At 70.4% G+C, this 13,019-nt stretch carries 16 protein-coding genes; 11 read left to right on the top strand and 5 right to left on the bottom strand.

Going from position 1 to position 13,019, the window contains the following annotated elements; genetic code table 11:
- Positions 1–305: 305 nt before the first annotated feature.
- Both ABZ624_RS23980 and ABZ624_RS23975 read right to left on the bottom strand, forming a co-directional pair.
- The gene (locus ABZ624_RS23980; protein WP_360092422.1) at positions 306–821 is read right to left on the bottom strand and encodes a tyrosine-type recombinase/integrase; all 516 of its coding nucleotides are present in this window, start codon (positions 819–821) and stop codon (positions 306–308) included.
- 48 nt (positions 822–869) lie between these two features.
- On the bottom strand, positions 870–1,184 hold the full coding sequence (locus ABZ624_RS23975) for a hypothetical protein (protein ID WP_360092419.1): 315 nt from the start codon (positions 1,182–1,184) through the stop codon (positions 870–872).
- A 65-nt stretch (positions 1,185–1,249) separates the two neighbouring features.
- Here ABZ624_RS23975 and ABZ624_RS23970 point away from each other — a divergent pair, with 65 nt between their 5' ends.
- Positions 1,250–1,393: a hypothetical protein gene (locus ABZ624_RS23970; RefSeq protein ID WP_360092416.1), complete on the top strand. Its 144-nt coding sequence runs from the start codon at positions 1,250–1,252 to the stop codon at positions 1,391–1,393.
- Positions 1,394–1,441: 48 nt separating this feature from the next.
- Here ABZ624_RS23970 and ABZ624_RS23965 read toward each other — a convergent pair whose 3' ends face one another.
- Positions 1,442–1,840: a metalloregulator ArsR/SmtB family transcription factor gene (locus tag ABZ624_RS23965; RefSeq protein WP_360092413.1), complete on the bottom strand. Its 399-nt coding sequence runs from the start codon at positions 1,838–1,840 to the stop codon at positions 1,442–1,444.
- 96 nt (positions 1,841–1,936) lie between these two features.
- Between ABZ624_RS23965 and ABZ624_RS23960 the strand changes: the two genes are divergently transcribed.
- From ABZ624_RS23960 to ABZ624_RS23915, 10 genes are all read left to right on the top strand, one after another.
- Complete coding sequence (locus ABZ624_RS23960; RefSeq protein WP_360092410.1) at positions 1,937–3,916, top strand: heavy metal translocating P-type ATPase; 1,980 nt, start codon at positions 1,937–1,939, stop codon at positions 3,914–3,916.
- Positions 3,917–4,117: 201 nt separating this feature from the next.
- Positions 4,118–4,594 (top strand): Fur family transcriptional regulator, encoded by a 477-nt coding sequence (locus ABZ624_RS23955; RefSeq protein ID WP_360092407.1) that lies wholly within the window; start codon positions 4,118–4,120, stop codon positions 4,592–4,594.
- The gene (locus tag ABZ624_RS23950) at positions 4,537–4,812 is read left to right on the top strand and encodes a hypothetical protein (RefSeq protein ID WP_360092404.1); all 276 of its coding nucleotides are present in this window, start codon (positions 4,537–4,539) and stop codon (positions 4,810–4,812) included. The genes ABZ624_RS23955 and ABZ624_RS23950 overlap by 58 nt, the downstream gene beginning before the upstream one ends.
- Before the next feature lie 9 nt (positions 4,813–4,821).
- Positions 4,822–5,871, top strand: a complete 1,050-nt coding sequence (locus tag ABZ624_RS23945) for a GTP-binding protein (protein ID WP_360092401.1) — start codon at positions 4,822–4,824, stop codon at positions 5,869–5,871.
- A complete protein-coding gene (locus tag ABZ624_RS23940) occupies positions 5,868–6,893 on the top strand; it encodes a hypothetical protein (RefSeq protein ID WP_360092398.1) in 1,026 nt (341 codons plus the stop codon). The genes ABZ624_RS23945 and ABZ624_RS23940 overlap by 4 nt, the downstream gene beginning before the upstream one ends.
- A 38-nt stretch (positions 6,894–6,931) precedes the next feature.
- A complete protein-coding gene (locus ABZ624_RS23935) occupies positions 6,932–7,321 on the top strand; it encodes a (2Fe-2S) ferredoxin domain-containing protein (protein WP_360092396.1) in 390 nt (129 codons plus the stop codon).
- The gene (locus tag ABZ624_RS23930) at positions 7,308–7,670 is read left to right on the top strand and encodes a metalloregulator ArsR/SmtB family transcription factor (RefSeq protein ID WP_360092393.1); all 363 of its coding nucleotides are present in this window, start codon (positions 7,308–7,310) and stop codon (positions 7,668–7,670) included. Before ABZ624_RS23935 ends, ABZ624_RS23930 begins: the two co-directional genes overlap by 14 nt.
- A 315-nt stretch (positions 7,671–7,985) precedes the next feature.
- The gene (locus ABZ624_RS23925) at positions 7,986–9,236 is read left to right on the top strand and encodes a S53 family peptidase (RefSeq protein WP_360092390.1); all 1,251 of its coding nucleotides are present in this window, start codon (positions 7,986–7,988) and stop codon (positions 9,234–9,236) included.
- A 292-nt stretch (positions 9,237–9,528) separates the two neighbouring features.
- Positions 9,529–10,488 carry an adenylyl-sulfate kinase gene (locus tag ABZ624_RS23920; RefSeq protein WP_360092387.1) on the top strand — a complete coding sequence of 320 codons (960 nt, stop codon included), beginning with the start codon at positions 9,529–9,531 and terminating at the stop codon, positions 10,486–10,488.
- Positions 10,489–10,533: 45 nt separating this feature from the next.
- Entirely contained in the window at positions 10,534–10,926 is a 393-nt protein-coding gene (locus tag ABZ624_RS23915) for an SCO5389 family protein (RefSeq protein WP_360092384.1), read from the top strand.
- A 16-nt stretch (positions 10,927–10,942) separates the two neighbouring features.
- Here ABZ624_RS23915 and ABZ624_RS23910 read toward each other — a convergent pair whose 3' ends face one another.
- Positions 10,943–11,707 carry a class I SAM-dependent methyltransferase gene (locus tag ABZ624_RS23910; RefSeq protein WP_360092381.1) on the bottom strand — a complete coding sequence of 255 codons (765 nt, stop codon included), beginning with the start codon at positions 11,705–11,707 and terminating at the stop codon, positions 10,943–10,945.
- A gap of 97 nt (positions 11,708–11,804) precedes the next feature.
- A complete protein-coding gene (locus ABZ624_RS23905; protein ID WP_360092378.1) occupies positions 11,805–13,013 on the bottom strand; it encodes an aminotransferase class V-fold PLP-dependent enzyme in 1,209 nt (402 codons plus the stop codon).
- Positions 13,014–13,019: the final 6 nt, after the last annotated feature.

The raw sequence follows: 13,019 nt of genomic DNA, 5'->3' as shown, positions 1-13,019 counted from the left end.
GCGACTGGTACAGCGCGACCGCGTCCGCCTTGAACTGTGGCGGATAGTTCTTCATGACCACGAGATGTCCGTTCTCAGATCCTCAGGATCCAGTGTCTCGTGTGTCCAAGATCAGGGGTCAAGGCCCATGCGCTCTCTCCGGAGGAATTGGCCGGGCGCCCGGGGTTGCTGCCGAGCGGCTCCCAGCACCTGGTCAATCCGCCGACCGAGGTACCCAGCAGAGACGAGACCGTGGACGCGTGGCTGAAGGCGCAGGCGCAGGGGGATTTCCTGGCCGCTGGCGCCGCCAGGAATCACCCGTCACGTCAGGCCGCGAGAGCCACGCCCAACACCTGCGCCGCCTTGCCGATCGATCCCGGCAGGAGGTGCCGGTAGATCTTGAATGTGACGTCGACGCTCTTGTGTCCCATCCACTCAGCGACGTCTGTGATCGGGATGCCGTTGCCCAGACAGTTTGACGCGTAGAAGTGGCGGTTCCCGTAGAGGATCATCCCTTCGGGGATGTCCACCTTGCCAGCTGCCCTGATCCGCTTCCACTGGTTGTCCATCCCCCAATGCGGATACGGCTTGCCAGGGTCGGTCGGCTGACGCAGCAGGTAGCCGTCGAACGTGCCGTACTTCTCGGCATACCACTCGATCGTCTCCCTGATCCGAGCGGGGAGGGGCACATCGCGGTAGTCCCCCGCCTTCCGGTGCTTGAGCGGCCCGTACTGGCGAGTAGACAGTACGGGCCGCTCGGTGGCCCGGTACACGTCGTCGGCCACGATGTTGTTCAGGTTCACCGCGAAGGCCTCGCCGTTACGCAGACCGCACCCGCTCATCAGATCGACGACCAGGATGAAGGCGTCGTCACCAGCGGTGCGTATCGCTCATAGCTGTTCGAGGGACGGAATCACCGCCCGAGCCGGGTCATACTGCGGCGGCTTGACACCAACCAACGGATCGTCGGAATAGAGGCCAAGTCGATGCGCCTCAAGGAGCACTGCGCGCAGTTTGTCGAACGCGTTGGACTGCCTCGCCACACCAACACCATTGCGTTCCATCGTGCGGATGAAGCCGTCGACCACCTTGTGGTCGAAGGAGTGCATCCGCCGGCTGCCGAGCGCCGGGTAGAGGTGGTGCTCCAGCAGTGAGTCGAGGTGCCGTACCGACGAGAGAGACCGGTGCGCCGTATGGCCACGCACGCTAGCAGAAAACGAAAACGATTTTCAATAAGTTCGACAAAGGTGGCCGCACCCACCCTGCGGACATGGGCCCGCTCGAACCGACCAAGGTCAACGCCGGTTCGGCGGCGTCCATCGAGGACTACGACGACTACTGGGGCGACAGGGCCAAGGGCCCTGGAATCGACGCACCATCCGCGGCGGGCAAGCGGCCAACTGCCCCCGGCTGATGCCCGGTCGGGAGCTGGACGGCATCGCCCGGCGGACTGCGCCCTCGCTCAGCGCCGCACGCCGAGCGCCGTCTCCTCGGCCCGGTCCGCGTCGGCGGTGTCGCTGAGCCCGAGGCGCAGGTGCTCGATGTGGTAGACGGCCTGGTCGAGGAGTTCGGCGACGTGGTTGTCGTAGAGCGCGTAGATCACCGAGCGGCCCTGGCGCCGGCCGATGACCAGGCCGAGGTTGCGCAGCAGGCGCAGCTGGTGGGAGCAGGCGGACTGCTCCATGCCGACCTCGGTGGCGAGTTCGGTCGCCGCGCACGGGCCCTCGCGCAGGCGGGAGAGGATCAGCAGCCGAGAGGGCGTGGCCAGGGCCTGGAGGGTGGTGGCCACCCGGGCGGCGCTGTCCGCGTCCAGGCGCGTGCGCGGGACGGGGGTGTTCGCGGGAGCTGCTCCATGGCCCATGACGGCCATCATACAAGCGATACTTGAAGAGGTCTTCATATGTACCTGTATGGTGGTTGAGTCGATCCGTCCCGCCCTCCCGAAGGGTTCTTCGTCATGCCTTCCACCCTGACCGAGCGGCCCGCGCCCGCCTCGACCTCGCGCCCGGATGCCACTCCTCGGCGGCGGACTCGGGTGTTCGCGCTGCCCGAGGCTCGCTGGGCCGCGGCGGCCACGGTGTTGTTCCTGCTCGCACTCCCGCTGCAGCTGACCGGCGCGCCCGCCTGGATGTGGGGACCGCTGTACGGACTCGCCTACGCCGCCGGCGGCTGGGAACCGGCGCTGGCCGGACTGCGGGCGCTGCGGGAGAAGACCCTCGACGTCGACCTGCTGATGATCGTCGCCGCGCTCGGGGCGGCCGCCGTCGGTCAGGCGATGGACGGCGCTCTGCTGATCGTCATCTTCGCCACCTCCGGCGCCCTGGAGGCGCTGGCCACCGCCCGCACCGCCGACTCGGTGCGCGGCCTGCTCGACCTGGCTCCGGCCACCGCGACCCGGCTGCGCGGCGACGGCAGCGGCGGCGAGGAGACCGTGCCCACCACCGAGCTCGCCGTCGGCGACACCGTCCTGGTCCGGCCCGGCGAGCGGATCGGCGCCGACGGGCGGGTACTTGACGGGGCGAGCGAGGTCGACCAGGCCACCATCACCGGAGAACCGCTGCCCGCCGCGAAGGAGCCGGGCGACGAGGTGTTCGCCGGCACCCTCAACGGCACCGGTGCCCTCCGCGTAAGGGTCGAGCGGGATGCCTCCGACTCGGTGATCGCCCGGATCGTGCAGATGGTCGAGGAGGCGTCCGAGACCAAGGCGCCGACCCAGCTCTTCGTCGAGAAGGTCGAGCAGCGTTACTCGATCGGCATGGTGGCGGCCACGCTGGCCGTGTTCGCGGTGCCGCTTGCCTTCGGCGCCGCGCTGACCGGGTCGCTGCTGCGGGCCATGACGTTCATGATCGTCGCTTCGCCGTGCGCTGTCGTACTGGCGACCATGCCCCCGTTGCTGTCCTCGATCGCGAATGCCGGGCGGCACGGTGTGCTGGTGAAGTCGGCCGTGGTGATGGAGCGACTGGGTCAGGTGGACGCGGTGGCGCTGGACAAGACCGGCACCCTCACCGAAGGCACCCCGCGCGTAACCGATGTCCGGCCGCTGCCGGGCTCCGGGCTGAACGAGAACGAGCTGCTGCGTCTCGCGGCGGCGGCCGAGCACCCGAGCGAGCACCCGCTGGCCCGCGCCGTCGTGGCCGCCGCCCGCGCCCGGACTCTCGCCCTGCCCGACGCGGAGGACTTCACCTCCACACCTGGCGTCGGGGTCACCGCCGCCGTCGACGGCCGCAAGATCGCGGTCGGCTCCCCCGTCCGACTGCTGTCCGGTGCCGAGGACGCGCACACCGCCGCCGCCGAACTGGAGGACGGCGGACGCACCGCGGTCCTGGTGGTGGCCGACGGCACACCGGCCGGCGTCCTGGGCATCGCCGACCAACTGCGGCCGGAGGCCGCCGCCACCGTCGTATCGCTCACCTCGCTCGCCGGAACGCCTCCGACGCTGATCACCGGCGACAATCCTCGCGCCGCCGCCCGCCTGGCTGCCGAGGTCGGCATCACCGACGTCCGGGCCGGGCTGCTCCCGCAGGACAAGGTGGCCGCGGTCCGGGAACTGGAGCAGACCGGCCGCAAGGTCCTGGTCGTCGGCGACGGCGTCAACGACGCGCCCGCCCTGGCCGCCGCCCACACCGGCATCGCCATGGGCCGGGCCGGCTCCGACCTCGCGCTGGAGACCGCCGACGCGGTGATCGTGCGAGACGAACTGGCCACCGTGCCCGCCGTGGTGGCCCTCTCCCGCCGTGCCCGCCGCCTGGTCGTGCAGAACCTCGCCATCGCCGCGCTGTTCATCTCCGGCCTGGTCGTCTGGGACCTCACAGCCACCCTCCCCCTGCCCCTCGGCGTCCTCGGCCACGAGGGCTCGACCGTCATCGTCGGCCTCAACGGCCTACGGCTGCTGCGCGAGGCGGCGTGGACCCGGGCCCACGCAGAAGGCCGGCGCTGACCGTTACACCCCACGGCCCGCTGCACCAGCGCTGGTGCAGCGGGCCGTGGCCGTGCGACTGCTTCGACAGCGCCTCGGCTCGGACGCCACAGGCAACACATGACCGAGAGTTCATATGGACATGGATTTCATTTCCATCTACGGTGGAGGTATGCCGACCCGGCACCAGCCAGTAGGGGGTGATGCGCCATGGGCGGCCGGATGACCCGACAACGCAAGGCGGTCACGCGGGCACTCGCGGGCTGCCAGGACTTCGTGTCGGCCCAGGAGTTGTACGCCCTTCTGGTGGCCGGCGATCACGCGATCGGCCTGACCACCGTCTACCGCGCCCTGCGCGAGCTGGAGGCGGACGGCGGCGTGGACGTCGTACGCGACGAGACCGGCGGGCGGCTCTACCGATTGCGCCCCGCCGACGGGCACCGCCACTACCTGATGTGCCGTGACTGCGGTCGAAGCCGCCCGGTGGACTCCGAGGTCGTCGAGGAGTGGGCGGGCCGGATCACCGCCGAGACCGGCTTCACCGCGGTCGAGCACACCGTCGAACTCACCGGCGTCTGCGCCGACTGTCTGCCCCGCGCAGACGGCGTCCGGCCGTCCGGGGACGAAGGAGAAGAACCGCCATGCCACTGGGATCACGCCCGGGCCCCCCGGGACCCAGTCCGCAGCTGCGCGAGCTGAAGGGGACCGTACGCGCCCTGCTCGCCCTCGACGACGACACCGCCGTCATGATCCGCCAGCTCGCCTGCACCGAACCGGGCTGCCCGCCACTGGAAACGGTCGTCGTCGTGCTGCCGATGGAGGGCGCGGCCCGCCGCTGGACCCTGCACCGACCCGCCGACGAAATCACCGAGGACGACCTGCGCGCCGCCCTGCGCGCCCCTGAACAGCACGACTAGGAGACTGAATTGACCACCCCCGAAACCGGCGAGCCGCGCGACGTGGGGGCACCCCCGGACGAAGTCTGGGGGAGGGTGCCCGTCACCGTTCTGACCGGCTTCCTCGGCTCCGGCAAGACCACCCTCCTCAACCGCATCCTCACCGAGCACCACGGCATGAGGATCGCGGTCATCGAGAACGAGTTCGGCGAGGTCGGCATCGACGACGCCCTCGTGCTCGACGCCGAGGAAGAGATCTTCGAGATGAACAACGGCTGCATCTGCTGCACCGTGCGCGGGGATCTCATCCGCATCCTGGGCGCGCTGATGCGGCGCCGCGAGAAGTTCGACCACATCCTCATCGAGACCACCGGACTGGCCGACCCCGCGCCCGTCGCCCAGACCTTCTTCATGGACGACGAGATCGCCTCCCAGCTGCGCCTGGACGCCATCGTCACCCTCGTCGACGCCGCCCACGTCCTCCAGCACCTGGACGAGGTCAAACCCGAGGGCGTGGAGAACGAGGCCGTCGAGCAGATCGCCTTCGCCGACCGCATCGTGCTCAACAAGACGGATCTGGCCGACGAGGAGACGATCGCCGAGGTCGAGGCACGCGTACGGTCCATCAACGCGCCGGTGCAGATCCTGCGCGCCCAGCACGCCGCCATCGACCTCCGCCAGGTCCTCGACGTGGGCGCGTTCGACCTGGAGCGAGTGCTCGCCGACGACCCCGCCTTCCTCACCGAGACCGAGCACCAGCACGACACCACCGTCACCTCGGTCGGCATCGAGCTGGCGGGCGAACTCGACGAGGACCGGCTGAACGCCTGGCTCGGCACCCTGCTGCGCACCAAGGGCGTCGACCTCTTCCGTTCCAAGGGCATCCTCGCCATCGCCGGAGCGCCGAAGCAGTACGTCTTCCAGGGCGTGCACATGCTGCTGGACGGCACCTTCGGACGCGACTGGCGGGAGGCCGAACCCCGTACCAACAAGCTGGTGTTCATCGGCCGCCACCTCGAACGCGAGGCCCTCGAACGCGGCTTCGCCGACTGCCTGGCCACGGCGGGAGCGGTCGCGTGAGTACGACTGTGGAGTCCCCGCTCGCCTGGGACGCCGGCGTCGATGACGCGCCCGTCGCGCTCAGTGCACGCGGCGATCTGGTCGCCGTCGCGGGGGCCGAGGGGACCGTGAAGGTCCTCGACGCGGCGATGGGCGCCGAGATCGGGTCTTTCGACCTTCCCGGAGGCGCACTCAGCATCGCGCTCTCCCTGGATGCCGGGCACGTGGTGGCGACCGGGCCCATGGGCTACGCCGTGTGGCGCCGCTCCGACGGACGTGCGACCGTGCGGGAGTCCGGCGCCTGGTCGGCCGCCGCCGCCTGGGCCGACGGCACGCGGGTCGCCGTCGCCTCCGGCCGCCGCGCACTCGTACTCGACACCGACGGCGAGGAGTTGTGGCGTACGGAGCCCGCCGCGTCCACCGTGACCGACGTGGCCTGGATGCGGCAGGGACGGCGCCTGGCTGTGGCCGCCTACGGGGCCGTGCGCTGCCACGAACGGCACACCGAGAAGCCCGTCGCCACCTATCCCTACGTCGGCTCGCATCTGGCCCTCGCCGTCGCGCCCACCGGTCGGTGGATCTGCAGCGGCAACCAGGACGCCTCCATCCACATCTGGAGAGCGCGCGACGGCGGCGAACTGACCATGTCCGGCTACCCGGAGAAGGTCTCCCGCCTCGCCTTCGACGACACCGGCTTCTGGCTGGCCGCCGACGGCGCACCCGACGTGACCGTGTGGGACTTCTCCGGCAAGGGCCCGGAGGGCACGGCACCCCGCTCCCTGCGCTGCCACGAGACGATCACGGCGCTCGCCTGGCGGCCGGGCGCCGCCGGACACCTGGCCAGCGGCGGCGCCGACGGAATCGTGGCCCTGTGGCACGCCACCGCCGGACGCCCCGAGGCACGCCTGCAACCTGCACGCGAACTGGAAGGTACCGGCGCGCCGGTCGCGGCGTTGGGCTGGGCCGGACCGCACCTGCTGGCGGTCGCCTGGCGCGACGGGCGGGTGCGGACGTACGGCGTGCCCTCCCGGACCGCCCTGTGAACCGGTCCGCCACGCCCCGGCCTGCCACAAACCGGTCCGTGCTCCGGGCCGCCACGCCCCGTCCCTGCACCCTCGTCGTGTGCCGGGGCTGCTGCTGCGGCAACCCGCGCAAACACCCCGGCACCGACCACGCCTGGCAACTGGACCGGCTGCACGCCGGCGCGGCGGAACACGGCTTCCAGGTCCGTACGACGGACTGCCTCGGCCCCTGCGACCAGGCCAACGTCATCGTCGTCCAGCCCTCCACCGCAGGGCGCCGGGCCGGAGGCCGTGCCGTCTGGGTCGGCTTCGCGATGGATGACGACAGCACCGACGACCTGCTGCGGTGGGTCCAGGCGGGTGGACCCGGTATAGCCGAACCGCCCGCCACCCTGGCGCTCCAGTTCATCCGCCCGCCGCGCGAGGCACGCACCCGTGCACGCCGATGACATCGACGCCGACGGCCGCGACATCCTCGCGGCCGCCCGGCTCGACGAAGCCACCGCCGCCTCCGTCGCCGCCACACTCCAGGCCCTCGCCACCCCGTCCCGGCTGCTGATCCTCACCACCCTCCGACAGGGCCCCCACGCGGTGGGCGAACTCGCCGCCGCTGTCGGCATGGAACAGTCCGCGGTCTCCCACCAACTGCGCCTACTGCGCGCCCTCGGCCTGGTCACCGGCCGCCGTGACGGCCGACGCATCGTCTACAGCCTCTACGACGACCACGTCGCCCAGCTCCTCGACCAGGCCGTCCACCACATCGAGCACCTGCGCCTCAGCGTGCACGACCTCGACTGACGCAGTCTCCACGAGCACTACCGCGGACACACCGGCGCCACCGGCGGTTCACTCGCCTACCGCGGCAGCCTCACAAGACCTGCATTGACATGGCCTTGACCAGCACAAGACGGCGGCCGCATGGTGAAACCTCCGGCTCGCAGGTGACCTGACAGGTAGTCAGTCAATGCTGTTTTTCGCCATGTGGCCGTACCGAACCGCCTGAAACCGCACGGAGGCTTCATGCATCGCCGCGAGATACCCCCCGGATCCCTGGAGAACCGCCTTCACCGACCGAGACGGCGAGTGCGGCGGATGGCGGCTGCCCTCACCGCGATGCTCACACTCACCGTCACTGCCCTCACCATGGGCCTGGCCACCGGGGTCCGGGCCGCCGCCGCTCTCTCGGCCGTCCAGCACGCGTCCGCCTCCTCGGGTACGACCGGCTTCGGCTGCGCCCATCCCTCACAAGCAGGACAAGCCCGCTGCTTCGGCGTCTTGAAGGCCCACCGCACCGCCTCGGGCCGGGTGTCACCGTTCACCACCGGATCTCCGACCACGATGGGGTACGTGCCGTCCGATCTGCGTTCCGCCTACAAACTGGCCGGTACCTCGGGATCCGGTCGAACGGTGGCAATCGTCGACGCCATGGACGACCCGAAGGCCGAGTCCAACCTGGCCACGTACCGCAGGGCCTACGGTCTGCCGTCGTGCACCACCGCGAACGGCTGTTTCCGCAAGGTGAACCAGAGTGGCAAGGCTTCGCCGCTGCCCTCCGGTGACTACGGATGGGCGGAAGAGACCAGCCTCGACCTCGACATGGTCTCGGCGACATGCCCTGGTTGCCACATCCTCCTGGTCGAGGCGGACTCGGCGGACGTCGCGGATCTCATGAAGGCCGAGGACACCGCCGCCGCCACTTCGGGCGTGGTCTCTGTCTCCAACAGCTGGGGTGGGTCCGAGGACAACACCGTCACCTCCTTCGACTCGCACTTCCACCACCCCGGCGTCGCGATCACAGCGAGCTCGGGTGACTCCGGTTACGGCGTCTCCTGGCCGGCCTCCTCCCGGTACGTCACTGCCGTGGGCGGCACCTCGCTGAGCAAGGCGTCCAACTCGCGCGGCTGGACCGAGACCGCATGGAGCGGCGCGGGCTCGGGCTGCTCGGCGTACGAGGCCAAGCCGTCCTGGCAGCATGACCCGGGATGCGCCAAGCGCACCGTCGCAGACGTGTCGGCGGTCGCCGACCCCAACACCGGGGTGGCGGTCTACGACACGTACAACAGCTGCGCCGGCGGATCGTTGTGCGACACCGAGCTTCAGCTCGGCCTCGCACAGGGGGCCGACGGATGGGTCGAAGTCGGAGGCACCAGCGTCTCGTCGCCGATCATCGCGAGCGTCTACGCACTGGCCGGAAACACCTCTCGGGTCGTCAACGGCTCGTACCCGTACAGCCACAGGTCGGCGCTCAACGACGTCGCTTCGGGCAGCAACGGCTTCTGCGGCGGCAGGTACCTGTGCACCGCGGGGCCGGGATACGACGGGCCGACCGGTCTCGGCACACCCAAGGGCACCGGCGCCTTCTGACGGCAGCGCTCTCCGGCCGACAAGGGCTGGGTGCGCGTCGCACTGCAGCGGCGCGCACCCAGCCCTTGCCCCGTCTCAGTCCTCCAGCCGGTCCCGGACCACACGCTCCAAGCTGTGCCTGGCCAGCCGGGTACGGAAGCCCCGGGCCGAAGGGATTCCCTGTCTGCAGCCGCGCGAGCCTCAACGCGCCGCAGACATGGGCTTGTTGAGGCTCTGGTTATTTGACAGCTCGCGGTTCACACCCTCAGCCTATGCTCATGACATCCATTTTCAATACAGGAAGTGGCTAGCCATGCGTGTTGCCTTCGTCGGCAAGGGCGGCAGCGGCAAGACGACCCTGTCGGCCCTCTTCTCCCGTCACCTGGCGCACTCGGGCGCGCCCGTCGTCGCGATCGACGGCGACATCAACCAGCACCTGGCCCACGCCCTCGGCCTCGACGAGGACGAGGCCTTCGCCGCGCCACCGCTCAGCGCACGCACCGGCGAGATCAAGGAGTACCTGCGCGGCACGAACCCACGGATCACGTCCCGCGACGCCATGGTCAAGACGACCCCGCCCGGACACGGTTCCCGGCTGCTGCGCCTGCTCGGCGACGACGAGATCCACAGCCACCACGTCCAGGAGGTCAGCGGCGTTCCGCTCATGGTCACCGGTGCCTTCGAGGAGAGCGACCTGGGAGTGGCCTGCTACCACTCCAGGCTCGGCGCGGTCGAGCTGTACCTCAACCACCTCGTGGACGGCCCCGGCGAGTACGTCGTCGTCGACATGACCGCGGGCGCCGACGCCTTCGCCTCCGGACTGTTCACCCGCTTCGACATGACGTTCCTGGTCGTGGAACCGACCCGCAAGAGCGTCTCCGTGTACCGCCAGTACCGCGATCACGCGGCCGAGTTCGGCATCCCCATCGCGGTCGTCGGCAACAAGGTCACCGGCGAGGACGACCTGCTCTTCCTCAAGGAGCACGTCGGCGAGGACCTGCTCGCCCACTGCGAGCAGTCCTCCTACGTACGCGCCCAGGAACAGGGCCGCGGCCACGGCGAGCTGGAGCCGCACAACACCCGCACCCTGGACCTGCTGCGCGCGGCCGTGGACGCCCGCACCAAGGACTGGGCGGCCTTCCAGAAGCACGCCGTGGAGTTCCACCTGCGCAACGCCGCCGCCTGGGCCAACGAGGCCACCGGCCAGGATCTCGCCGGCCAGATCGACCCGGACTTCCGGCACGGCCCCACGGCACTGACCGCCTTCGCCTGAGCCCCACTGCCTCAAGACCAGAACCAGAGAACAGGACAGCCCTTCATGTCACTCGACGTCTCCCCGCAGCTGCTCGCCGAAGCCGAGAACGGCGAGGTACGGGAGCAGGACTTCGTGGAAACGGTGCGCACCTCCCTGCCGTACGCCTACAGCCTCATCGCCCGCCTGGCCGCCGAACTGCGCTCCGGCACTGCCGAGTTCGCCGACAACCAGACCCCGCCGCCCTCCGAGAAGGAGCGCGGCCAGCTCCTGCGCGCCCTGTCCAGCGACGCCATCCGCGGCAGCCTGGAACGCCACTTCGGCATCGCCCTCGCCTTCCAGAACTGCCACCGAGTCGCCGCCTTCCGCCCCGAGGCACGCGGCGGCGAGACCCACGCCCGCTTCACCTCCGTGCGCGCCCAGGTCCTCAACCAGTCACCGGAGTTCCGCGACTGCTGAGCCGCTTGCCCGGGGGTCAGCGGATCGCGACGACGACGCAGCTGTCGCCGTACTGCCAGACAGCGCCGGCCCGTCCGAACCCCGCACCGCGCAGAAGGCGGACGTGGTCGGCCAGGGACAGGCGGGCCGCGCCGGCGGTACCGGCGGCCGGCAGCCGCTCGCGGCGTACGGCGAGGAGGTCGGCCAACTCGGGCTCCCCCGCGGCGGCCGTCCACCAGGAAACCCAGTCCTCGTGGGCGAGGGCCCGCTGCCGCTCGGCCCGACGGCGCCCCACGCACGCTGCCACCTCGGCGAGTACGGCGTCGTCCTGCGGGAGGTGGTCGCCGTTGACGAGGACACCGCCCGGCCGCAGCAAAGCGGCGAGCTCCCGGTAGACGCGGTGCAGAGCGTCCGTGCCGAGGTAGTGCAGGGCGGTGGACGAGACGGCCGCGTCCAGCGGGCGGTCCAGGCGAAGAGCCCGCGTCCAGCCGTCCTGGCCGATCACCGTGTCGACGTACCGGGCCGCGTCGGCGTGGTGGGTGCGGGCCAGTTCCAGCAGCAGGGGGTCCCGGTCCACGGCCACGATCTCCGCGTGCGGCAGCCTGCGCGCCAGCCGGGCCGCCAGCGATCCTGGGCCGCAACCGAGGTCGACGACCAGGGGCCGGTCCGTGCGGGCCGCGGTGATGTGCTCGACGACATCGGCGATCACCGTGAAGCGGTCCTCGCGGTCGACGGCGTACCGCTGCTGCTGGAGTTCCCAGCGCTCCACCCATTTCTCGGCCGTCGCCAGGCTCAGTCCCATCCGCTCGTGCCACCTTGCCGTCTCGCTCCGCAGATCCTTTCTCCCTCGAAACCCTACAGGTGGAAACGGTTTCCATTACGATTTCCCGGGCGTCCTGTCACCCGAGAGTGGCAAGGACCGACAACAGCCGGTCGATCTCCTCGACGGTGTTGTAGACGTGCAGGCTCACCCGCACCGACTCGCTCTTCTCCCCCGCGCCGCCCTGGCAGTGGTGGTCGCTGCGGACCATGAAGCCGTGGCTGAAGAGGATGAACCCCAGGTCGCCGGCCCCGATCTCGCGGTGCCGGAAGGTGACGATGCCCTGGCGCCGCTGGACGGGTGAGTCGGCGGCCAGGCTGGTCTGGCAGCCGAGGACCTCGTATGCGTCCAGGCGGCGCAGCACGTCGGTGAGCCGGGCGGCCAGGGCTACCGTCCACCGTTCGATCCGGTCGGTGCCGGCGGCCTGAAGCCACTCCAGCGCGGCGGCCAGGGAGACGATGCCGACGGTGTTGGGCGTTCCGGACCAGCCGCCGGGAACGAACTCAGGACCGCGTGCGTGGCGTGCCCAGACCGCTCCCGAGCCGGGCAGGGCCAGGGACTTGTGCCCGGAGAAGGCGACGAAGTCGACGTCCAGGCGGGTCACGGACACCGGCAGGTGGCCGATGCTCTGGGCGGCGTCCAGGCAGATGACCGCGTCCGGCCCGACCGCCTGCCGGATGCGGTGGATGTTCATGTTGCCGCCGTAGACGTGGTGGACATGGGTGACGGCGACGAACCTGGTGCGCGGCCCGGCCAGCTGCGCGAGGGCGTTGTGGTCGTAGTCGCCGGATGCGTGCTGGTAGGGCATCGGCAGGACGCGGATGTGCGTGCCCTGGCGCGCCAGCTGCCGCTGGGTGTCCAGCCAGGGCTGGATGTTGGCCTGGTGATCGGCGACGGGTACGACGATCTCGTCGCCGTCCGTGAGGAGCCCGGGGAGCCAGTCGCGGGCGATGGTACGCAGCCCCTCGGTGGTGCCGCTGGTGAAGTGCACGGCCGACCACTGCGGATCCGGGTCCTCCAGGAAGCGCCGGAGCCGGTCACGGGTCTCTTCGACCAGGGATGTGGTGCGGTTGGCCCACGGGTATGTGCCGCGTCCGGCGTTGGCGTTGGTCGTGGTGAGGTAGGTATGGACGGCGTCGAGGACGGCCTGGGGCTTCTGGGAGGTGGCCGCGCTGTCGAGGTACGCGAGGTCCGGGTGCCCGGTGACGATCGGGAACTGGGCGCGCAGGGCGCGCTGCCACTTCCGCAATTCCTCGATGGTGGTCGTGTCGTCGGCACACGTGGTCATGGGTGG

This window comes from Streptomyces sp. NPDC007205 (assembly GCF_040634095.1).
Taxonomy (GTDB): Bacteria; Actinomycetota; Actinomycetes; order Streptomycetales; family Streptomycetaceae; genus Streptomyces.
The sequence above is the reverse complement of the archived record's forward strand: the minus strand, read 5'-3'. Positions and strand labels throughout refer to the sequence as shown.